Source organism: Burkholderia cepacia (assembly GCF_001718835.1).
Classification (GTDB): Bacteria; Pseudomonadota; Gammaproteobacteria; order Burkholderiales; family Burkholderiaceae; genus Burkholderia; species Burkholderia cepacia_F.
This window is the reverse complement of sequence record NZ_CP013442.1, coordinates 510,815-532,158: the sequence shown is the minus strand read 5'-3', so window position 1 is coordinate 532,158 and position 21,344 is coordinate 510,815. Positions and strand designations below refer to the sequence as shown.

The 21,344-nt window shown below is 61.0% G+C and carries 18 protein-coding genes; 13 read left to right on the top strand and 5 right to left on the bottom strand.

Going from position 1 to position 21,344, the window contains the following annotated elements; all coding sequences use genetic code 11:
- Positions 1-53 precede the first annotated feature (53 nt).
- A complete protein-coding gene (gene deoC, locus WT26_RS02070; RefSeq protein WP_069272068.1) occupies positions 54-734 on the bottom strand; it encodes a deoxyribose-phosphate aldolase in 681 nt (226 codons plus the stop codon).
- Between the two features lie 138 nt (positions 735-872).
- On the opposite strand from deoC, the gene deoR reads away from it, so the two are divergent.
- Positions 873-1,643 (top strand): DNA-binding transcriptional repressor DeoR, encoded by a 771-nt coding sequence (deoR, locus tag WT26_RS02065; RefSeq protein WP_059524735.1) that lies wholly within the window; start codon positions 873-875, stop codon positions 1,641-1,643.
- A gap of 16 nt (positions 1,644-1,659) precedes the next feature.
- Here the strand turns inward: deoR and WT26_RS38790 are convergent, their stop codons facing one another.
- Genes WT26_RS38790 through rbsK form a run of 3 tightly spaced genes read right to left on the bottom strand, consistent with a single transcriptional unit; the run spans position 1,660 to position 4,143 of the window.
- Positions 1,660-1,791, bottom strand: a complete 132-nt coding sequence (locus WT26_RS38790) for a hypothetical protein (protein WP_257786176.1) — start codon at positions 1,789-1,791, stop codon at positions 1,660-1,662.
- A gap of 2 nt (positions 1,792-1,793) precedes the next feature.
- Positions 1,794-3,167 (bottom strand): L-fucose:H+ symporter permease, encoded by a 1,374-nt coding sequence (gene fucP / locus WT26_RS02060; protein WP_069272067.1) that lies wholly within the window; start codon positions 3,165-3,167, stop codon positions 1,794-1,796.
- Between the two features lie 49 nt (positions 3,168-3,216).
- The gene (rbsK, locus tag WT26_RS02055; protein WP_069272066.1) at positions 3,217-4,143 is read right to left on the bottom strand and encodes a ribokinase; all 927 of its coding nucleotides are present in this window, start codon (positions 4,141-4,143) and stop codon (positions 3,217-3,219) included.
- Between the two features lie 1,661 nt (positions 4,144-5,804).
- On the opposite strand from rbsK, the gene WT26_RS37025 reads away from it, so the two are divergent.
- From WT26_RS37025 to WT26_RS01995, 12 genes are all read left to right on the top strand, one after another.
- A complete protein-coding gene (locus WT26_RS37025) occupies positions 5,805-6,635 on the top strand; it encodes a hypothetical protein (protein WP_155123034.1) in 831 nt (276 codons plus the stop codon).
- An 832-nt stretch (positions 6,636-7,467) separates the two neighbouring features.
- Positions 7,468-9,510 carry a hypothetical protein gene (locus WT26_RS02045; RefSeq protein WP_155123033.1) on the top strand — a complete coding sequence of 681 codons (2,043 nt, stop codon included), beginning with the start codon at positions 7,468-7,470 and terminating at the stop codon, positions 9,508-9,510.
- Positions 9,511-9,901: 391 nt separating this feature from the next.
- Positions 9,902-12,205 (top strand): ATP-dependent nuclease, encoded by a 2,304-nt coding sequence (locus WT26_RS02040; RefSeq protein WP_069269593.1) that lies wholly within the window; start codon positions 9,902-9,904, stop codon positions 12,203-12,205.
- Entirely contained in the window at positions 12,202-14,076 is a 1,875-nt protein-coding gene (locus WT26_RS02035) for a UvrD-helicase domain-containing protein (RefSeq protein ID WP_069269592.1), read from the top strand. Before WT26_RS02040 ends, WT26_RS02035 begins: the two co-directional genes overlap by 4 nt.
- Positions 14,077-14,336: 260 nt before the next feature.
- A complete protein-coding gene (locus WT26_RS35085) occupies positions 14,337-14,696 on the top strand; it encodes an H-NS histone family protein (protein WP_080485599.1) in 360 nt (119 codons plus the stop codon).
- A 52-nt stretch (positions 14,697-14,748) separates the two neighbouring features.
- Entirely contained in the window at positions 14,749-15,024 is a 276-nt protein-coding gene (locus WT26_RS02030) for a hypothetical protein (RefSeq protein ID WP_059855347.1), read from the top strand.
- 17 nt (positions 15,025-15,041) lie between these two features.
- Positions 15,042-15,332 (top strand): hypothetical protein, encoded by a 291-nt coding sequence (locus WT26_RS02025; RefSeq protein ID WP_069269591.1) that lies wholly within the window; start codon positions 15,042-15,044, stop codon positions 15,330-15,332.
- 59 nt (positions 15,333-15,391) lie between these two features.
- Positions 15,392-15,922 carry a hypothetical protein gene (locus WT26_RS02020; protein ID WP_059855351.1) on the top strand — a complete coding sequence of 177 codons (531 nt, stop codon included), beginning with the start codon at positions 15,392-15,394 and terminating at the stop codon, positions 15,920-15,922.
- A gap of 389 nt (positions 15,923-16,311) precedes the next feature.
- A complete protein-coding gene (locus WT26_RS02015) occupies positions 16,312-17,319 on the top strand; it encodes a hypothetical protein (RefSeq protein WP_069269590.1) in 1,008 nt (335 codons plus the stop codon).
- 331 nt (positions 17,320-17,650) lie between these two features.
- Positions 17,651-18,088 carry a hypothetical protein gene (locus WT26_RS37020; protein ID WP_143135623.1) on the top strand — a complete coding sequence of 146 codons (438 nt, stop codon included), beginning with the start codon at positions 17,651-17,653 and terminating at the stop codon, positions 18,086-18,088.
- 92 nt (positions 18,089-18,180) lie between these two features.
- Positions 18,181-18,480 carry a DUF6881 domain-containing protein gene (locus WT26_RS02005; RefSeq protein WP_196222123.1) on the top strand — a complete coding sequence of 100 codons (300 nt, stop codon included), beginning with the start codon at positions 18,181-18,183 and terminating at the stop codon, positions 18,478-18,480.
- Between the two features lie 3 nt (positions 18,481-18,483).
- Entirely contained in the window at positions 18,484-20,337 is a 1,854-nt protein-coding gene (locus WT26_RS01995; RefSeq protein ID WP_155123032.1) for a hypothetical protein, read from the top strand.
- 139 nt (positions 20,338-20,476) lie between these two features.
- Here the strand turns inward: WT26_RS01995 and WT26_RS01990 are convergent, their stop codons facing one another.
- The gene (locus WT26_RS01990) at positions 20,477-21,334 is read right to left on the bottom strand and encodes a DUF2071 domain-containing protein (protein ID WP_069272064.1); all 858 of its coding nucleotides are present in this window, start codon (positions 21,332-21,334) and stop codon (positions 20,477-20,479) included.
- Positions 21,335-21,344: the final 10 nt, after the last annotated feature.

The following is a 21,344-nucleotide window of genomic DNA, read 5'->3' as shown; positions in this document are numbered from 1 at the left end:
AGCGCGCAGCGAACACACCGCCATTCCCGAGCCTCCGCGCCCGGCGAATCGAATCAATAAGCCCCGTCGCTCGCGCTTGCATCGGTCACGAGCGCGACGCCCGAACTCGTGCCGAGCCGCGTCGCGCCGGCCTCGATCATCGCCAGCGCGGCCGCGCGGTCGCGCACGCCGCCCGATGCCTTCACGCCGAGTACGGGGCCGACCGTGCGGCGCATCAGCGCGACATCCGCGAGCGTCGCGCCGCCGTGGCCGAACCCGGTCGACGTCTTCACGAACGCGACGCCGAGATCGCGGCACATCTTGCACACGCGCACCTTCTCGTCGTCGGTCAGCAGCCCCGTTTCGAGGATCACCTTGAGCGGCACCGGGCCGCACGCGGCCTGCACGGCGGCGATATCCGCCGTCACGTCGGCGAGGCGGCCGCTCTTCAGCGCGCCGATGTTGATCACCATGTCGATCTCGCCGGCGCCCGCCGCGATCGCGGCCGACGCTTCGAACGCTTTCGCGGCAGAGAGGCCCGCGCCGAGCGGGAAGCCGACGACCGCGCACACGTTGACGCCCGTGCCGGCGAGCGCGCGGGCCGCGAGCGGCACGTTCGCCGAATTCACGCAGACCGAGTAAAAGCGATGTTCGGCCGCCTGGCGGCAGAGATCGCGGATCTGCGCGTCGCTCGCGTCGGGCGCGAGCAGCGTGTGATCGATGGTTTGAGCGAGTTGGGCGTTGGAAAGCGGCATGTTTCAGACTCCACTGAGCCGTGCGACGGTGCCGCCGCACGAAAAGTTGATGTTTTCACATCGGTTTGTTACAAATACGACATTCCGGCCGGGCGCTGGCGTCCGGCCCGACGAGCGGCTGGCAAGCAGGGCACGAGCATGGAAACGAAGAAGGGCGAACGAATCAAGACACTGATGAACGTGCTGCAAGGGCAGAATGCGATTCATCTGAAGGAAGTCGCCGAGCTGTTCGGCGTATCGGAGATGACGATCCGCCGCGATCTCGCGGACAACCCGCACGGCCTCAGCCTGATCGGCGGCTACGTGACCCGCCACTTCGCCGCGCAGCGCAGCGACATCGGCGAGTACGTGGTCAGCGCCGAGAACAACCGGCAGACCGAGGAGAAGCGCCGCATCGGCAGGCTGGCCGCGCAGTTCGTGACGACCGGCGACACGATCTTCGTCGATTGCGGCTCGACCACGCCGTTCGTCGTCGACTTCATTCCGGACGACCTCGAATTCACCGCCGTCTGCAATTCGCTGAACGTATTCGCGAAGCTGCAGCAGAAGCCGCATTGCAGCGTGATCCTGTGCGGCGGTGCGTACCATCGCAAGAACATGGTGTTCGAGTCGGTGGCCGAGACGGGCATCCTCGACACCGTACGCGTGTCGAAGGCGTTCATCTCCGCGGCCGGCGTGAGCGACCGCTGCGGCGTGACCTGTTTCAACTTCCACGAAGTCGACGCGAAGAAGAAGGTGATGGAACGCGCGCAGAACCGCTTCCTGCTCGTCGACCACACGAAGTTCGACGAAGTGCGCGCGGCCTATTTCGCCGAGCTGACCGACTTCAACTACGTGATCTCGGACGGGCAGCTGAGCGGCCGCTACGAAACGACGATCCGCGAACACGGGATCGCGCTCGTGACCTGACGCACGGCTTGCGACGTCACGCATGCGGCGCGGCCGTCCGGGTGCGCGCTTCTGCGGCGCTCAGGTAGCTCGTGAGCCCGCCGGTCCGGTACTGCACGCGCGGCGCTTCGCGGAAGTCGTCGCGCCGCAGTTCGATTTCGCCTCGCATGCTCATGCTCCCGACGTGTTGCGCGTGGCGGTGTAGCGCGCGTTCGCATGCCCGGCCGGTGCCGCGTCGGGCGTCGCGGCCGGCAGGTGGCGCAGGCAGTAGAAGCCGTAGTAGACGATCACGACGAAGCAGGCGAGCGGCACGACGAACGCGAGCTGCATGTTGCCGCCCGTGTGGTCGGAGATCAGCCCCTGGATCAGCGGCACGACCGCGCCGCCGACGATGCTCATCACGAGGATCGAGCCGCCGTATTCGGTGTCCTTGCCGAGCCCGTCGATCGTGAGGCCGTAGATGGTCGGCCAGCACGGGCCGAGGAACACGCTCACGCCCACGGCCGCATAGACGGCCGTGATGTTGTGCACGCTGATCGTGTACGCGAGCAGCGCGATGCACAGGATGCCGTAGACGATCAGCACCTTGGCAGGGCCGACGCGCTTCATCACGAGCGTGGCGACCAGCTTGCCGACGAAGAACGCGAAGAAGGTCGCGAGCAGGTAGTGCGACGCGCCGCGCTCGGTGAGGCCGCCGATCTGCATCGCGAGCCGGATCGTGAAGCTCCACACGCCCACCTGCGCACCGACGTACAGGAACTGCGCGACGACGCCCGCGACGAAGCGCCGGTTGCCGAACAGGCGCGCGAGCGTGCCGCGCGCGTCGATCCGGTGCGTGGCCGCGCCGGGGCCGTTGCCCTTGCAGGCCGGGTAAGGGGTGAGCGCGAACACGATGAACACGGCCGCGAGCACGACGATCAGCCACTTGTACGGCTCGAGCGTGGCCTGGATCATCGCGAGCTGGTGCACGTGGGCGTCGGCCGCCGACATCGCGGCAAGCTGCGCGTGCGACGCGTCGCCTTCCTTGAAGATCAGGAAGCTGCCCATGTAGACGCCGGCCATCGCGCCGAACGGATAGAACGTCTGCGAGATGTTCAGCCGCCGCGTGCTGGTTTCGCGCGGGCCCATCAGCGTCGAATACGAGTTCGACGCGGTTTCGAGGAACGACAGGCCCGCCGCGATCACGAACAGCGCGACGAGGAACATTCCGTACTTCGCCATCGACGCGGCGGGGAAGAACAGCAGGCAGCCGGTCGTGTAGAGCAGCAGGCCGACCAGGATCGTCGTCTTGTAGCTGAACTTCTTCACGACGGTCGCGGCCGGAATCGCGAGGAAGAAGTAGCCGAGATAGAACGCGGACTGCACGAACGCCGATTCGAAATCGGACAGGAAGAACGACTTCTTGAACTGCGCGATCAGCACGTCGTTCAGGTTCGCCGCGGTGCCCCACAGCGCGAACAGGCAGCACAGCAGCGTGAACGCGAAGAGCGGCGTGCGGTTCAGGTAATAACCGTCGGGGGTGTGTTCGATTCTGGCTCGGCGCATGGATGTCTCCTTCCTGGTTGTCTCGTCTTTGGACGTCGCATTGTGGCCGTCAGAGTCCGGCGTCGCGCATGAAACGCTCGAAGGTGACGGCGTCGGCGTACGACTTCTGCGTGCCGAGGCCCGTGACCGAATGCGCGGCGTACGCGGACGCGTAACGCATCGCGGCGGCGGCATCGCGCGATTCGACGTAGTAGCGCGCGAAACAGCCGATATACGCGTCGCCGGCGCCCGTGGTGTCACGCGCATCGACCGGCACGCCGGGCACGTGCCGCACGCCGTCGCGCGAGACCAGCAGCGAGCCCTTGTCGCCGAGCGTGACGATCACCTGCCTGAGCCCGCGCTCGACGAGCGACGCGGCGGCGCGCGCGGCGGTTTCGGGCGAATCGACCGGCATGCCCGACACGATCGCGAGCTCGGTTTCGTTCGGCACGAAGAATTCGACGGTGCGGATCCGCTCGAAATCGAGATCGGCGACTGCGGGCGCGGGGTTCAGCAGCACCGGAATGCCGTGGCGCGCGCCGAATTCGATCGCGTGATAGACGGTGTCGAGCTCGATCTCGAGCTGCAGCACGATCAGGGCGCATGCGGCGAGCTGCGGCGCGGCCGCGTCGATGTCGGCCGGCGTCAGGTGGCGGTTGGCGCCCTTGACGATCAGGATGCTGTTGCTCGAATCGGGTTCGACGAAGATCGGCGCGACGCCGCTCGGCACGCCGGCGACCTTGCGCACGTGCGTGGTGTCGATGCCTTCGCGCGCGAAGTTGCGGATCGTGTTGTCGGCGAACACGTCGTCGCCGACCTTCGTGACCATCACGACGCGCGCGCCGAGGCGGGCGGCGGCGACCGCCTGGTTCGCCCCCTTGCCGCCGCAGCCGAGCTCGAAGCCGGGTGCTTCGAGCGTTTCGCCGCGCATGGGCATGCGTGTGACGTACGTCACGAGGTCGACCATGTTGCTGCCGATGACGGCGATTGTCTCCATGCGTTGTTTTCCTTGGAATGATTTGGGGCGGATGCCGGGGAAGGGTGGTCCGTGCATGGATGATAATAAAATCACATTAATTGTGAAAATGCAATCGTCATGTGTGATGGGGGTCACGGACGGGCATTGCTGACGCGCGCGGCCGCTCACGCATCTAAAGTTGTGTCTAAATTCCAACTAAAGTTGTGTCGATCGAGCGCTCGCTTCTCCCCGGCCCCCTGCAGCACGCGGGCGCCGGACATCGCGCCTTGCCAGGTCTGGGTTTACGGCAAATCCACGAGCGGCAAGATCGGCGCGGTGAACTGGGGCCAGCGCCGGCGGCCGCACGCCCGGGAGGCCACGCCGATCGACCATTGCGACACCACATGAGTTGAAACCGCGTATCGGGTTACAACTTGAGTTGACGCAGTCCCGCCGCTAGACACAACTTTTGTTGAAGCGCGATTCCCTGCTGAGCCTTGCTAGGCATTGATTGGCGGGAATGTCTTCGGCGCGGTGTTCGGCTGCACCGATTTTTTCCGAGGAAAACGTAAACCTGTGTAATTGTTACGCAACAGGTGTCTTGGGTGCATTGCCGGGCTGACTCTCGTCACCGATCAGGAGGCGAGCTTCAGGTGTCGGCCATGAGGCGCCATTCGCCCGTCGCGTGGCTCGGAAGATCTGACGTCGGCTCGGCCCAGTAAGCGACCATTGGGGCAAGGTAAAACGCAGTGGACATAGGTTGCCACGAACGCAAGCAACCATGTGTTAGAAACTGGCCACGATCAAGAGCTGCTTTTCAAAACATTGACTCAAATTCAGGACAATTCAGCGCGCAGTTCGACCATGACCAATGCGCTAGAGCGGAAGGACATACCGTTTCAACCTACTCATCTTGTGGGTCGAATACCCATCGAAACCGTCAAGCGCACGTGACATAGTGGACTCGACCGGCAAGATCGTCGTAAACCGGCCAGAAGCTGTCGGTCGACGTGGGCGCCTACACGGATGACAATCGATCATACTCACCTTGCACGCGACGTCCCCTACCAAGCTGAACAAGATCCGAGATGAAATCGCCCTCAATAGTCAAACCACTTGAACACCCCTTGACGGCTTTCGCTTCGAACATCGATTCCGCGCGCGACGTCGCTGTCGCTGGACTACGATGGTCAACTCCATATTGGTGTGACCTCGCGATCGGTTGGCTGGAGCAAGGCTTGGCCGTTGACGACGAGATAGCCGGCATACTGCAAGAAATTTCCCAGAACCGCCGCTTTCCGCAGAGGCTACGGCATCGCGCGTTTGTGCAACACGTACGATTCACGAGGACAAGGCACGCTGGATAGTCGGTAGATCTGCAGTGGGCCGAATTTTTTGGGGGGAGGCGCGGAAGCCCCGCCCCGCGCTGGCTGCAACTGGATGTCTACGTCGACAGTCGGCCAGTTGCTGACATTCACCTGTGCGGCGATGCAGACGTTCGAGCGTCCGCTTCCCGAGACGGCGGATTTTCGCCCGCCGATCATGTGAATCGCGTATTAGACTTGAAATTGCGCCGCGCTACCCGGTTTCTGCCCGGCGAATACTAAATGGTTACATGCGGCGCGGCAACGCGATAGCGATCGTGGTGGCAGCAATGCAACGGCAGCAATGCAACGAGCGAGGCATTGCGGAGGTATTCTATGCAAGGCAGCGAATCGGAGGGGCGAGGCCGTTCGACTGACGGCGTGCTTACTCGCGCAATTGAAGCGTTGAAGGACTACCCGTACTTTGTCTTCCCGCTTGCAATTGCCGTGCTCGCTGTGACGGCGGGGGGAGTTTGGGGGCAGCTGGGTCTTGCGATCGCACTACTTTTGTTTGCGGTGGTCGTGCTGGTGGTCGTCTTAGGCCTCTCGCACAGAATCTCCGGCCGAGAGCGCAAGTTCGGACTACCTCCGCGAAGTCCCTCGACGGCGGAAGCTCTCGATGAAACACAGTATGCCTTTGTGGCGGTATCTCGCCCTACAAATCTGGGCTTTGAAGAGACTGATCCAGGCACCTGGCCTAGTGGATGGTTCGATAGTGCAGGGTATGTCGATGGAGTGTCCACAGCATTCAAGGCGCAGGTAGTCGAGCGGCGTGGAGGGGCCGGCAACTGTGTTCACTTTCAAAATCCTTTGGCGGGCAGTGACGAGTTCGGTTCCCTGATGCAGAGGATTCCTGCGCGCCGTCTTGCCGGAAAGATGATCCGGCTCGAGTGCGAAATCAGCACAAAGCGCGTCCAGCAATGGGCAGGGATGTGGCTGCGCGCCGATAATAGCGATGGGTATAGCGTGTTCTTCGATAACATGAGCGGCAGACCAATCCGCGGTTCAATTGGCTGGACTCGCTACAACATCGATACGATTATTCCGCTTGAGGCGGAGTGGTTGAACTTTGGGATTGTTCTTGTTGGACGCGGTGAAATGTGGGCGGACAATTTTCGCTTATTGGAAGCGGTTGGTAGCGCGTGGAAGGATGTTTCGATGCGTTGAAGTAAGGAAGCTGTGTGAGGCTCAGTCGCGGCCACGATGCAAGGTCCGAGATGGCCGCTGTATTCGAAACCCGCCACTCACCCGGCCACATGTCCAATGGCAGGAGTGGGTCGATCCGAGCCGGTCGCGTGTCATACGACTGGCGGCCGGCTGGGTCCGGCTCAGTTTGAGCCGCAAAAGCCTTACGACTCTCTGCTGTCGATATCACATACGACGCTCGACATGTCCGCATGTGATTGCACAGCCGAAAGCTCTTTGCACTGTAATGCGTCGGGCCACTGTGACCTCGGCCCCGCAAACCTGTGGCCGCATGATTAAGCCTAAGCCAGAAGTAAAGCTACCGATTTATCGTTTGCAAATCGTGTGGCGAATGCTTTCGTTCTCAAGCGATCCGGATCTTTTTTTCTTTTTGCGCATGCCGACCGCTTTATCTACAAATGAAACGTTGGCAACGCGTGGCGGGGGCTGCTATGGGCGTACGTATTCGGCCAGAAACACGGAAAGCTGCGCCGGGAAAAGTGGTCGAGCATCGAGGACTGTGGGGCTGGCTTAAGCGCAAGGACAATCGGACCGTATTGAAATTCATCGGCGCTGGCATCGTTGCCGCAATCGGCTTGCTCGCGACGACGGGCGTGCTCCGTCAGCCGCCGACGCCCGGGACTCGATCCACACCACCTGCTTCATTGGTACCGCCCGCGCCTCAGCCGCCGCAACAGCCTCAGTCGATTACCCAGACTGCTACGGCGCACGGCGGTGTCGCCGCAAATAACGTTGGTGCGCAGAATCATGTGGGGAACAAGCAATGATGCAACGGATCCGCAGGCGCCTGCTGATGAGCACGATCGTGCTGGTCGTCGCGAGCGCCGTGTCAGGCTCAACGTCCGGACAGACTGTGTCGCGTGCGTCCAACGAGCATCAGTCCGCGTCGGCCTCAGGAAGTGGCGTCGCAGCCAATGTCATTGGCAGTCACAATACGATCAATGTCAGCACCATGGATGCGGCAGTGCTTGCAACGCTGAAGTCGCGGATGCGAATCGAAGCGCGAATGCTTGCTGAACTCAGGAATGCTGTGGCGTCCATCCGGGCGATGGCGCAGACACCTGCCACCGCACCTGCTGCGAAACAGTCGCTGGCAGCCTTGAAAGCGGGGAATTTGACGCCGTCAGTCGCGTTGTTGCACGATCGAGAGATCGCCGTTGCGAAGCGCGCAGAGGAAAGCACCGTTTCGACGGCGGACGCGCGGCATCAGGCCGCCGAGCTGGCTCGGCAGCAGGGCGCTCTGGCGTTTTTTTCCGATACCGAAGGCGCACTCGGGGCTTACCAACGTGCGGCCGAGTACGTACCGGACGACCCGGAAACCCTGATCTTCATCGGCGATTTGCAGGACACGCTCGGGCAGACCCGTCAGGCGCTGGCGACTTTCGATCAGGCGCGCGCTGTGCTCGAACGCAAACTTGCGTTGTCACCCGACAGTGCCGCTTTGCAACGCGCTCTCGCTGTGACCCACGACAGGATGGGCGTGGAAATTCGAAAGCAAGGAGACCTCGGTGGCGCGCTCACACACTTCAGGCAGGCGCTTGCTTTGTTTGAGAAACTGGTTCAACGGGATCCGGGCAACAAAGACTGGCAACGCGACCTCGCGATTGCGCATGACTCGATCGGCGTGGCCCTTGAGTTGGAAGGAAATGTCGCGGATTCATTGGTGCAATTCCGGCAGATGATGGCGATCATCGAGCCGTTGGCTCGTCGTGAGCCTGGTGACGTCGGCCTGCAACTGGATCTCATATTCGCCCACATACGGATAGGCGACAGCCTCATCACGCAAGGTGGCGTAACCGATGCAATGTCTTCGTATCATCAAGCCGCCGCGCTGCTCAAGGCGCTCGATCGACGCGGTCTGTCCGACGCGGCGAAACCGCACAACCTATCGCTCGTGACAATTACGGCGGACGAAGCGCGGTATTCGACTCATGTCAGCCTCGGTAACGTGCTTCTAACAACAGGGGATTACGAAGGTTCTCTTGCGGAATATCAGATTGCACTGAACGTTGCCCAGACGCGGGCGCAGCGTGATCCGAACAATGTCGACTGGCAGAAACTTGCCCTGTTCGCGCATTTACATCATGCAGATGCGCTCGCGGCGCGCGGTAACTATGCGGCAGCGCTTGCTGAAGAGCGTCAGGCGCAGACGCTCGCAAAGTCACTATCCAGTCGCGAACCTGACCATCGCTATTTGCAGCGGTCCGTGGCCGCTACGCACGCGAACATCGCTGCGTGGTCAGTCATGCTGAAAGACTCGTCAGGAGCAGTGAACGAGGCGCGGCTAGGCATTGAACAGCTCACTGAGCTTGCTCAGAATGACCCAAAAAACAAGATGTGGCAGTCGGAGCTCGCTTCGGGTCATTTGTTTTTGAGCGCGGCACTAATGGGTCTGAACGACCTGCCTGGCGCGCTAGCAGAATCCCAGAAGGCCATCGAGATCGACGAAGCGCTCACCCACGACGATGTGGCGAATGTGGCCTGGCAGGTGGATTTGGCACAAAGCCATGAGATGCGCGCAGGTTTTTTCATGGCTCGGCAGAATTTCGCGGGTGCCGCGTCGGAAGCGCGGACGGGTGCCGAAATCCTTGAGCCTATAGCGAAGCGTGATCCGGAGAACGCGTTCGTTCAGACGCTGTTGGCTGGGGCGTACTTCATGCTTAGCAGGACAAGCACCACATCGGACGACCGACACAATTTTCGCGAACGCTCCATAGCAATTCTGACGAAACTAAAAGATGACGGAAAGCTTATGAGTGCGGCTGCCGTCATGTTGTCAGTGGCCCAGGCAGACGCACAAGCAGAAGGAAACGCACCCTCCCATTCCTCCAGATAGGAACCTTAAGGTAAAACATGCGGGCAATCCTTCAAAGCCAACTTTCCGGCGGTCTTCGGGGAGACTTTTCGCCGAAATTTTATCGCTCAGTCGCAAAGGGCTGACAGTTGTAGGGCCGTTCCTTGTTGTGACTCTTCATGGCGCGATAGCAGCCAGCCGCGCAGTTGGGCTGGTGGTCTGAAACTGGTCGCTTTGCACCAAAACGCATAGGGGCGTAAGCGGCCAATCTGAATCGCCTCGGCTTTCGAGGAGGCCTGATGGCAGACGTCCATTTGCCCGAGACGGCGCTTGAAAAGCGGATGCGCGCTTGCTCGCAAATTCACGCTTTCACAGATAACATGGGGCCCATTCACGTAAGATGAAAAGCCGTGCCTGATCACCGGGGGGTAGGATGCACCTAAAGAAGCTAGCCTTACGTAATTTTCGGCGCCTGCGCAACGTCGTAATTGATCTCGCTTCGGACATCTCGATTTTTGTCGGCGCGAACAACAGCGGAAAGACTTCTGTCGGCCATGCGCTCCAGCTCTTCACTGAGCGGGGAAAGTTCAGCGTCCATGATTTCAGCGCCGATCAGTGGCAGCAGATCGTAGCGTACGGCGAGGGCGATGCCAATGCGGTCCTGCCGACGATCGAGGCCGATATCTGGCTGGAGATCAATGCTGACGACATCCACCGGGTGGTTGATCTGCTGCCCAGCCTGACATGGGAAGGTTCGCTGGTGGGGATGAGGGTGGTATTCGCACCCATCGATTCCGAGGCGACCCGCACGCGGTACGCCGAGGCGCGGCGACGCGCACTTGATGCTGTTGCTGGTGGAGAGGGCCTGGAATTTGATCCCTCGCCGCGCAATTTGCAGGACTATCTGCGCGACCGGTTGAACGACGAATATGAGCTTCGCCACTACGTGCTCGACCCCACTCGGTTCGACGCGAACATGGTCGCGCAGCAGGATTATGGCCCAATGCCCCTGACCGGGCGTGATCGCAGCGGGCGCGACATTCTCAATGGCCTGCTGCGCATCGACTTCCTGCATGCGCAGCGGCATCTTGCTGACGCGCCGGGCAGTGCGCGGGCCGAGACCCTCTCGCGCGTCCTGAGCCGCTTCTACGACCGCAACCTCGAGCAAAAGAGCGAGGATCTTGCGGCGCTGCGGGCGCTCGCCGAGTCTGAGGTCTCGCTGAACGAGCATCTCGAGCGGGTGTTCGAGCCGACCCTGCAGCGTCTGGCGCAACTCGGTTATCCCGGTCTCAGCAATCCGCGGCTCGTGATCCGTTCGGCGCTCGATCCCGCATCCATCATGAGCAGTCCGCACGGCGCGCGGGTACATTATGCGCTCGGCCCGGACGACGGCGCACCAGAGCCACCGACGCTGCCCGACAGCTACAACGGTCTCGGCTTCAAAAACCTGATCTTCATGGTGGTCGAGCTCCTTGACCTTCATGCCCAATGGCTTGCGATCGAGGATAACAGGCCGCCTGTGCACCTTATCTTCATCGAGGAGCCTGAAGCCCATCTGCACGCCCAGCTTCAGCAGGCCTTCATCCGCAAGGTGATGTCCATCCTCGCCTTGGGCGCGGAGGATCGAACACACTATACAAGCCAGGTCGTCGTCACGACCCATTCAACCCATATTCTGTACGAACGCGGTTTCCGGCCAATTCGCTACTTTCGCCGCAGCCGCGCCGAGCATGTCTCGACCTCGGCCGTGCTGAACATGTCGGTGTTCTACGACGCTACCGACCACGATCTCCGGACATTCCTCGAGCGCTATCTCAAGCTTACCCACTGCGATCTGTTCTTCGCAGACGGCGCGGTGCTCGTGGAAGGCAATGTCGAACGGCTGCTGCTGCCGCAGATGATCGCCAATTCGGCGCCGCGTCTGCAGTCGACATATCTCACTGTTCTCGAGATCGGCGGCGCCTTCGGCTATCGCTTTAAGGCACTGATCGAGTTCCTCGGGCTCACGGCACTCATCATCACGGACCTGGACAGCGTCTTCGGACCACTGGCGCCCGCTGCTGACGCCGAAGAGAACGGCGCGGACGCGGTGGCACCGGCGGAGGCGGGCGAAGAGGGGGCTGAGCCCGAGGAGGAAGATGACGATGAGGCGGCTGAAGCCGGGGCCGGTGTAGAAGGGAGGCCCGGTAAGGTATGCATCGCGGGTCATCCCGGCGCTGTGACCTCGAACCAGACCCTGCTGCAATGGTTGCCGAAATGCGGCACGGTGGCCATGCTTTGGGAGGCAACAGACGACCAGAAGACACAGGCACGGAGCGAGGACAGGGAGGCTATCGTGCGCGTAGCGTATCAATGCCGCACCAATGTGACCTGGGCAGGTGAGACACAAGCTTTGGCCGGTCGCACGCTCGAAGAGGCATTCGCACTCGAGAACCTCGCCTGGTGCCAGGATATCGCGCGCCAGCCTCTGCAGCTTCGCATCGCCAGACCCGACAACAAGGATCTGACTGAGCTAACCCGTCGCATTCATCGGCGGGTCCAGGCGAAGAGCTTCAGCAAGACCGATTTCGCCCTAGCTCTGTTGGCCGAGGACCCGACGCAATGGTCGGTACCGACCTATATCGCCGAAGGGCTGCGCTGGCTCGAGGGCGAGATCGCCCCATCGGTCGAACCTGATGACGGCGGTCAGGAGGGGCAGGCGGCTGGTGATCCGGTCAACGTCGTGGTGGTAGCATGACGAGCCGCATCGGCAGCCCGGACACTCAGGCCGACATCGATGTTCGCGACTGTCTCGCTCAGGTGCCACCGCGCTCGTTCGTGATGGTGGCAGGCGCAGGGTCGGGAAAGACTACATCGCTGATCAAAGCGCTCGCGCATCTTGGCGAGACGCGCGGAAAGGCGCTGCGGCGCGCGGGCCAGCAGATCGCCTGCATCACTTATACGGAAGTTGCGGTCGGCGAGATATCCGCCGACGTAGGCATAACCCCGCTATTTCATATCTCGACCATCCACAGCTTCCTGTGGTCGGTCGTTCGCGCGTTCCAGTCAGACATCGCTGCCTGGGTCATCGGCCGTATTGAGGAGAAGATCGCCGAGAAGCGTGCACATTACAACAAGCCCGGCACCCGGGCCGCGACTAAAATGAAGCTCGAGCAAGAGATGGCCGGCCTCGAAGCCGAGCTCGATGCGGTCGGTCGGGTCGAGAAGTTTACCTACGGAACGGGCAGCCGTTACTCCGAAGGTATTCTCGGCCATGACGACATCCTCAAGTTGACCCCGGCCTGCATCGAGAACCACCCCTTGCTACGCGAAATCGTGGCGCGGCGGTTTCCCTATATTTTCGTTGACGAGAGTCAGGACACACAGCCTGTTGTTATCGAAGCGCTTCGGCAGATCGCCGGCGAGCAGCCCCTCTGCGTCGGTTTTTTCGGCGATCCGATGCAGAAGATCTACGGACACGGAGCCGGTGCAATCGAGCCGCTACCCGGCTGGGCCGAGATAACCAAGCCGGAGAACTTTCGCTGCCCGACCTCGGTCCTGAGCGTGGTCAACGCGGTGCGTGCGACGGGCGACGGTCTCGTCCAAACCCGTGGACGCACTGTGACCGTCGATGGGCAGGAGCAGCCCGCGGTCGGCACTGTCAACGTATTCATCCTGCCAAGCGATGATCATAGGACTGCACGTCTCGGTGCAGTACGGGCATGGCTGGCCGCGCAGACCGGCGACGATCTGTGGACCAGCGACATGCGCGACGGCGATGTCCGGTTGCTGGTACTTGTGCATCGTATGGCTGCCAGGCGGCTCGGTTTTGCTGCGCTTTATTCGGCGCTAAACGATCGTGCACCGCAGAGCCTGAGTGAAGGCATTTCCGACGGGTCAGCCTGGCCGCTTCGGCCGTTCGTGCAGCAACTGCTGCCGCTGATCGTCGCATCGCGTGCAAATGACCAGTTCACGGTCATTTCGATCCTCCGCGCAGACAGTCCCTGCCTGGAACCAGAGCGGTTGCGCGGGCAGGCAGTGGCTCCTGTCCTCGCCGCCCTTCAGCACGCAATCGAGCAACTGGCCGCGCTGCTGGCCGACGGATCAGTGGCGACGGCCCGCGACGTCCTTCGGCACGTCCGGAACACCGAGCTGGTGGCGCTCGACGACCGCTTCGCCGCACACCTCATGGATGACCCGGTCGATGACGGGTCGGCAGGATTTGGCAACGTTGCCGCGTTTCTTGAATGCAACGTCGGCGAACTCTGGGCGCATCGTAGATATATCCTCGAAGAGTCGCCATTCGCGACCCATCATGGCGTCAAGGGCGCGCAGTTTGAGCGCGTGCTCGTGGTACTTGACGACGAGGAGGCCTCTTACAACCAATACTCCTACGGCAAATATCTCGGCTATACGCCCCTGTCCGGCACTGACGAAGCGAATATTGCTGAGGGGAAGGAGTCGGTGCTCGACCGGACGAGGCGACTATTTTATGTCTGCTGCTCGCGTGCGGTGAAGGACCTAGCAGTCGTGCTGTTCGCCGCGGACGTTGCGGTGGCACGCGCCGCCGTGATCGAGGCCAGACTGTTTCCGGACGCTTCGCTTCATGGAGTTGAGCAGCTCGGCTAAATCAACACTAAATTATTGAATTTGCCCGGCCTTCAGCGGACCATACCGTTGCATGAGCGGTCGCCCGATCATCCAATGGCGCAACGTCTAGTTGTGCCAAGAGCGGACATTGCGCTGCCGGCCATCGAATGACCCACAGCAAGGGTCAACCAGGGACCGTCGCTTCGGTGCAGCGCGCTCCTACGCGGGGGATAGGCCAGCGTTGAGTGAACCGGATCACAGATCGTTCCAACTCGAGCGAACTGCAGGTCCAAACTCCAATGAGCAGTGGAGTCGCGGCTATAGACGCGGCCGGATCGCCTAGTTCAAAGAGTGAAGTTCAACCAGTGGTAGCCCTAGTTGCGCAACGAGAGGCACGGGATGCACAAATCAACGCCGCACGCGAAGCCGAACGTGAAGGGGCGATCGGACAGATCGAGGAACTGATGAAGGAGCTCGATATCAGCGTTTTGGATCTGCAAGAGAAAGCGCATAAGCGCAACTCGAGGCGCATGTCGACGGCTCCGAAGTACCGCGACCCGACCACAGGTAGAACCTGGTCCGGCCGTGGTCGGCAACCAGCGTGGCTCGGTAATGATCCTGCAGCGTTCCTAATCCAGCCAGACCTGCCCGCAATCTGAGTAGGGCAGCCGCTCGTGGACTATTGATCGGAAAACGGGAAGAGACAGCAGCATGGACAAGAAAAAGCTAGCGCGCTGGTTTGTCGACTGGACTGACGGCTGGAATCGTGAACTTCACGAAGCCATTGAGGCAAAGATTCAGGCCGCATATTCCAGCATGTATTCGAATCCCGAGGGTGGCAAAGTGGATCTCGAACAGATGGACAACAGAGTGAGGGAGATGCGTAACTTCTACTACGCGAGAATGACCAATACTTCGATGCTGCTCATGACCATCGTGGCGCTCGCGGTGTCCGTGTTGGCACTGATCGTCTCAATCCTGCATTAAGGACTAGGAAAACGGACATGACCAAGAGCCAACAGGCGATGGCCGCTGTGATCGATTTGCTGCTGGTATCGGGGTTCGTGCCGGACGGTGAGACGCTGCAGGAGCATGTCCGAATCCCGACCGCGAAAGCACCTGTGTTCGGGTACTCGGGCGGTGTGCTGGCGACGCTTGGCGGTCGGCAGCGCTTCGTCAAGTCGGGCATAACGATTAAGGCGACAGTCGGGCCGCGCGCGACCGCGCTGTATCGGACGAGGGCGCAGGCCTCGAAGGTGTGCGTGGCATTGCCACGCTCGCCACGACGGAACTGAGCGCGATTCGCACGGCTGTCGAATCGCTATAGAGCAAGGAAAACCGGGGAATCGGGGACGTGGAACAGGTAAGCGATGACGGCGTGCGGGTGAAGCATGCGACGCATTCGGTGCTCCGGGAGCGAATCGTGGAGCACATTTTCGTAGGCGAGGTAATGCGCCGCCTCTGGCAACTCGGAGTAACCGACGTTGAGGTGCTTCGTGCGGAGTTCGACGCAAGCGGCTATGACCTGGTGATGTGCTGCGGCGAGTTGATGCGCCACGTCCAGTTCAAAGCGTCGCTGCTCGATGGCTCGCGCGGAAACGTCACCGTCAACCAGCGGCTATCGCAAGCGCCAAGTGGTTGCGTCGTTTGGCTCGCAGTCACCGATGGTCTCGAAATCAAGGAGTACCGTTGGTTTGGTGCGGAGCCTGGCTGCCGGCTGCCAGACCTTACGAACTATGGGATTGCGCGTCATACGCGGGCGAATGCGCAAGGGTTCAAGGCCGAACGACCGAATCAGCGCGTGCTTTCGAAGGGGGCATTCGAGATTCTTGGCAGTCTGGACGATGTGCTCGAACGCATGTTTGCAATCAAACGAGCGGCATAGGGAAACCGAGAGTGCGTCATGGCCGCGATCGAGATTCCTGCAATCGAATTCCTCCATTGGAGGCGATGGGCGCATCGCGAAATTTCGATGTCCCGGTTAGCTTCGGGCTGTTGGGTATCTACATGCTGGCAACCAGCGACGTCGATGCTGAATCAGCGATCGGGGCGGATAGGTATCGGACGAGGCAGTGATCTCCATCGGGATGTCAGCGCACGTCGAGCAACGATTGGAGCGGTCACATGAGGCGGTCAGGGCGGCCGTTCCCCAAGATTGAAACGGCCCGAAGAAATCAGGCGGGTCAGTGTGGATTGCCCCTATAACCTGAGGCCACCTATAATCGCCATCAACTTGTCCAAGATGTCGCGGTTACCAAGGTGAGGGGTGTCCAAATGGGACAGTGCCGTCGCATCTATTCGCGCTTCGTCCTCACAAGCTCGATCGCCGGTCTGGCAAGTCTGGCCGGCCTCGCGCACGCCGAGGACAGTCCTTCGAGCGTGCCGACCGGGTTCAAGCCATCGGAAAGAACGATCGACGTCTATGCGGTGTATGGCGACGGACGCGCGACCGAGGGTGGCGATATGCGTTGGCGTGCCTACGAAGTCGGCTTCGGCGACGTCCTGAATGACTACCTTTCGGTCTACCTCGCGTATGTGAACGAGGGGCATCCCAGCGATCACCACCGTGACGGCTTCGCCGCCCTGGGTTCGTTTCGTTGGCCGGTCGGCGCTCGCCTGGCGCTCGAATTGTCGGCCGGGCCGTATTTCAGCATGGACACGACGCATGTCGACAGCCAGCCGCGCAACGAAAAGCGCTGGGGCGTGCGTGCCTCAGCGGCGGTGCGGTATTACGTCGTTCCCAACCGCTTCTTCCTCAAGGTGCAGTACAACCACATCCAGATGATCGACGGATTCAATTCCGACGCGGTGCTCTTCGGCATCGGCTTGGATTTTGGCGGCGATCCTGGCCCGGCGTTTTCGGACGGCAAGACGCAGGTTGGCGTTTGGGCCGGGACGTCGCAGACGAACCGTCCCCAAGTGCCGATCGAAAAGGGGTATATGGTCGAAGTCAAGCGGCCGCTCGGCAATGCGTGGGCCTATTCGGCGAGCTTCGTCTACGAAGGCAACAACGGCGTCGCCGGCCGACGAGGTGTGGCGGCGCAATTCTGGTACGTCGCGCCGATCAAGATCAAATGGACGCTTTCGGCAGGTGTAGGCCCGTATCTCTCGCATGATCGTGACGAGGTCTCGAGCAAAACGAGACTCAATGCCTTGCTCAGCGCGCAGGTGACCTATCAGGTCACGAACGATTGGGCAGCGAGCTTGCGCTTCAATCGTGTCGCAACCGGCAACAACAAGGACCAGGACATGTTCATGGTCGGCTTGGCGCGCAACTTCTAGGATCTCGTTCTCACGCGTAGGCCCATTTCGTTCAGAGAGTCGAGATGCGTTGCGGTTTGGGCTTGCAGGAGAAGTGCAGTAGCGTGGTCAAGGTTTCGCAACATGCGCCTCGTAGATCTCCTGTATGACGGACACCACGCCGGGCTCAGCCCGCTATCTCGCCGTCATCGCAGCCGTGCGGTTCTCCCCGTAGAATTGGCCTCGGCCACCGTTCGTTGCGACACAAGATCAGTTGAAACCGCGTACCGTGTTACAACTTTAGTCGACGTCAGGCAGCAGTATTGCCGCACATCGTTGTTGCTGACTCCAACGGCAGGAAGAATTTGGTGGCATGAAAAAAAGGATGAATATGGGGTGGAAGTTTACGCGTGTGCGTGTCGTGTCTACATGTCTGACAGGGTTGATTTCCGGCTGTAGTGTGGCTTCACCGACAACCCCTGTCGGCGCAGGGCAGGTAGCGCATATTTCGAAAACGGCAATATCTGCTTATCAAGCTGGCGACGACAGCAAATGGAAACGTGTCGTTTGCGGTGCCGACGACGATAGGGCGCCGCTTGCAGGTCTTGAAAACATGCGAGCGCTCGTCGGGGACATTTCCAATGTAAGGCTGATCGCACTGTCCGCGGGATCCGATGCCGGCAATGCCGGCATGGACCTGGAAACCCCGAACGCGCGTTATCAGGTCACATCGAGCAAGTATCCCTTGAAGGAACTGGTCCTGACGTTCTACATGACAGAGCGTGCGGGATGCGTCGGTCTTGGCTACTAGGCCAAGGTCACGAATGCTCCGCGAATGAATCGTCGACTGCCCTCAGTCGAGTACGCAAAGCAGCATTCTTTGATGCGCATGGAAAGACATCGATGACAATTGAAATCATGGCAATCGACGCCCTGTGGAAGCATGCCTTTGAAACGGAGCCGATCCGCCTGGTTTCCGCGCTTGACCACGCCCGTTATGAGGTCCGCAAGCTCGAATTCTTCCGCGATGGGCGAGTGGGATTTGCCAACGAAACAAGGTCATCGCTCGGTACGGAGCTTGGAACAGTGCCAGTACCCTCGTTGGTCGAGATAAACGCTGACCCGGAGTTCGAGGCGAAAGAGATTTCGTTGGAAACATTCGAAGCATTATGGTCGCGCTATTTTTTAGGATTGAAAAACTAAGACATGTCTTGGTGGAAACGTTTTTCCCGCAAAGGATCGAAAGCCCCGGCACCGGCAACCGCGTCAGATGGCGCGCTTGAACTTCGCACCGGTACCGCCGAGTTCGAGGCATTTATCGCTTATGCCGAATTCGAATCTGGCGAGAACCTCGCGCATGGTGCCGAGCATTTGGCCAATCTGCTCACTTATGATCCTGGGCGTCAGGATTGGCTGGATCTTGCCAGGCGCTATGCAGAGCGCGCTGGCGGTCGAGTGGATGAAGTTTTGCTGCCGGAATCCGAGCACCACTATGCGTCGACCGAAGCGCTTCGGGCATTGTTCTGGGCGTGGCAAGGACGACTGCCTGATGCCGTCGATCGCCTACTGCAGGCGCAGACTGCCCTCCCGTCGACGGATTACTTGAACACTTGGGCACTCGAATGGCTTGAACCTGCCGGCGCACTGGAGTCCCTCCCTTCAAACCTGCAGCTCCGTTTGTTCGGTAGCGTCATTTCGCGCTTCCCCGAAGCTTCAATGTCCGGAGCACGTCAGTTGCGTGACGCTCGACGGTGGGCAGCCTTGTCCGCACGGGTCGTGACGTCGGACGAGTTCAGTCAACAGTGGCCGATGCTGCGTCTTGGACTCTTGCGCCGCGCTGGAGAATTCGAGGAGGCGCTCCGTTTGGCTGGCCCGCTGCCCGAGATTCAAGATTGGTTCACCGCCGTCGCGCGTGGTCTGGTTCTGCGACAAATGTCTTGCCCGGATGATGCCGAGCATGCTTTTCGCAAAGCCATCGACATGCGCCCTGACGATATCAGCGCATATCTCGAAGCCGCCGATACTTGGCTGGACTGCGAAGGGTGGGCCGCCGCGCGTGGTTGGTACGAGGATGCATTGCGACGAGAGCCGGGGCATGCCTGGGCGCAGCCGTCACTCTTCTATTGCCAGTGGAAAGAGGCTGCGGACGACGCCCGCCTGGAGCAAGTCATCGGTCTGGCCCGCGAGGGTAACGAGCGTGCCAAGAGCCTGTGGCTTCGAACACGCGGAGCACTACCGGAACCGCAGGATGCTAGCGCGAACGTGCTTCGACAACTTCGTGATCAGTTCATTCAAGCAGGCAAGCCTATTGATCCGGGCGGGAACATCAGTCTACGGGTCTCGTCTCTGGAAGCGCCCAGCAATGCGTTGGCGTTCCGACTGGAGCTGGCGTCTCATGGTCGAGCGGAGTGCGATATCAGCATCCTTGCGGAGAACATTCCATCCCCCGACCCGCGCCAATCGGTCGAGCCGGTCGAGTATCCACTTTGGCGCTACGAAGTCGATCAAGGGACTCCCGCATTGCCGCCCCCTCCGGTGTATATCCTGGAGACGGTATCGGCCCTGGCGCTCGAAGCGTATTCACCACCAAAAAATTGGGCGCGGGCGAGTCACGTTGCTGATGCGCTCAACGAGGACGAAGTACTTCAGGTATTCGCGTGCATCGTGCATCCGCCGACCATACCGGACGGCTGCGCACAATCGCTCTCCGCGCTCACCTGGTTGACACGGGTGCAAATGGTTGCCATGCAGATCATCGCGCAGCATGGCATCGATTGGGAGGGATCGCTTCGCCGAAGCCTGCTATATAGCGCTTTGCTCGGACCCAGCGATTGGGCGACGATAGCGGCAATCAGAGCGCTTGCCTGGGTATCCGTCACGCAACGGGCCAACGCGCTGGATATTCACCAGCATTTTGAGCGGTTGGAGGCTTGGCGGCCGGATTCGGGATACTGCTGCTGGCTTGCGCCGCTATATCAAAGCTGGCTGGAATTACCCATTCTGTCCGACCGTGAGCGTGAAACATTGAACGGAAAAATCAAGGAACTCGATAACGAGTGAGTGTCCGCTTGAGGTCAAGGCTGTGGTCCTGATGCGACGGTTGCGAAGCCTGTCGCACCCGAAAACCCGAGCGAACCAAGCCGACGGCGCACGCGACCCGAGCAGGCGGTTTTGGCACACGCGGCAATGCATCAACACGCTAAAGCAACCGCTCCGACAACACACGAAACGCAACGCCAGGAACGACAAAACAGAACGGCGTGCCGACCGCGCCGATCCGCTGCAGGAACTCGCCATGACCGACCGGCTCCACCGTCCTGAGCGGCTCGACGGCATCGATGTCGATCGGCAGGTCGATGCGCGCATGCGCGAGGCCATTGCAATCCTCGACGTGCGCAACCGCACCATGCTGCAGGCACAGGAACGTCACCGCGCTGCGCCATGAATCGAAGAACGACGCGAGTTCGGCGGGCAGCGCGCGTTCGGACGTCGTCTCGGCGACGCACCGAAAATCCGGCGCGCTGCCGTCGCCGCCCGCGAGCAGCGTGCTGAATCGTCCGTCGCGCGCCGTGTGCTCGAAGCGTTGCGCGAGATGCGACGGCAGCGCGTCGCTGAAGAGCCGGCTGCCGAGCGCATAGAGCGGATGATCGAACACGTTCTTCACGAACAGCACCGTCGGTTCGACAGGCTTCCGTCCCGCAAGCGTATCGACGTAAAGCCGCCAGTTGCTTTGCAGCGGCGACGGGAACACGCGTCGTAGCGGGCCGGCGGCGCGCGGGCCGAAATGGCGGTGCGCGTAAGTCAGGATCGTGAACGGCGTCTTGCCGTCGCGCGCGGCCAGCCCGACGCCGCGCGGCACCAGGTGCGCGACGGCGGCGACATCGACGAGCCAGGTGCAATACACGACGTTCTCGACTTCGCTCGCGAGTTGCAGGAACGGCAGCCGCGACAGCAGCGCGCGGCGCGTGCGCAGCAGCGGGCGGCTCGCGACGAGCCGGTTGGCGAGGCGGCCGATGGGGCCGGCGGACGGATGGACGAATGCGTTGGTATAGGACATGGCCGTTGTT

Excerpts from the sequence above, each read along its gene's own strand:
- deoC (WP_069272068.1), bottom strand. The coding sequence starts at position 734 with ATGCCGCTTTCCAACGCCCAACTCGCTCAAACCATCGATCACACGCTG.
- deoR (WP_059524735.1), top strand. The coding sequence starts at position 873 with ATGGAAACGAAGAAGGGCGAACGAATCAAGACACTGATGAACGTGCTG.
- WT26_RS38790 (WP_257786176.1), bottom strand. The coding sequence starts at position 1,791 with ATGCGAGGCGAAATCGAACTGCGGCGCGACGACTTCCGCGAAGCGCCG.
- fucP (WP_069272067.1), bottom strand. The coding sequence starts at position 3,167 with ATGCGCCGAGCCAGAATCGAACACACCCCCGACGGTTATTACCTGAAC.
- rbsK (WP_069272066.1), bottom strand. The coding sequence starts at position 4,143 with ATGGAGACAATCGCCGTCATCGGCAGCAACATGGTCGACCTCGTGACG.
- WT26_RS37025 (WP_155123034.1), top strand. The coding sequence starts at position 5,805 with ATGCAAGGCAGCGAATCGGAGGGGCGAGGCCGTTCGACTGACGGCGTG.
- WT26_RS02045 (WP_155123033.1), top strand. The coding sequence starts at position 7,468 with ATGAGCACGATCGTGCTGGTCGTCGCGAGCGCCGTGTCAGGCTCAACG.
- WT26_RS02040 (WP_069269593.1), top strand. The coding sequence starts at position 9,902 with ATGCACCTAAAGAAGCTAGCCTTACGTAATTTTCGGCGCCTGCGCAAC.
- WT26_RS02035 (WP_069269592.1), top strand. The coding sequence starts at position 12,202 with ATGACGAGCCGCATCGGCAGCCCGGACACTCAGGCCGACATCGATGTT.
- WT26_RS35085 (WP_080485599.1), top strand. The coding sequence starts at position 14,337 with ATGAGCAGTGGAGTCGCGGCTATAGACGCGGCCGGATCGCCTAGTTCA.
- WT26_RS02030 (WP_059855347.1), top strand. The coding sequence starts at position 14,749 with ATGGACAAGAAAAAGCTAGCGCGCTGGTTTGTCGACTGGACTGACGGC.
- WT26_RS02025 (WP_069269591.1), top strand. The coding sequence starts at position 15,042 with ATGACCAAGAGCCAACAGGCGATGGCCGCTGTGATCGATTTGCTGCTG.
- WT26_RS02015 (WP_069269590.1), top strand. The coding sequence starts at position 16,312 with ATGGGACAGTGCCGTCGCATCTATTCGCGCTTCGTCCTCACAAGCTCG.
- WT26_RS37020 (WP_143135623.1), top strand. The coding sequence starts at position 17,651 with ATGAAAAAAAGGATGAATATGGGGTGGAAGTTTACGCGTGTGCGTGTC.
- WT26_RS02005 (WP_196222123.1), top strand. The coding sequence starts at position 18,181 with ATGACAATTGAAATCATGGCAATCGACGCCCTGTGGAAGCATGCCTTT.
- WT26_RS01995 (WP_155123032.1), top strand. The coding sequence starts at position 18,484 with ATGTCTTGGTGGAAACGTTTTTCCCGCAAAGGATCGAAAGCCCCGGCA.
- WT26_RS01990 (WP_069272064.1), bottom strand. The coding sequence starts at position 21,334 with ATGTCCTATACCAACGCATTCGTCCATCCGTCCGCCGGCCCCATCGGC.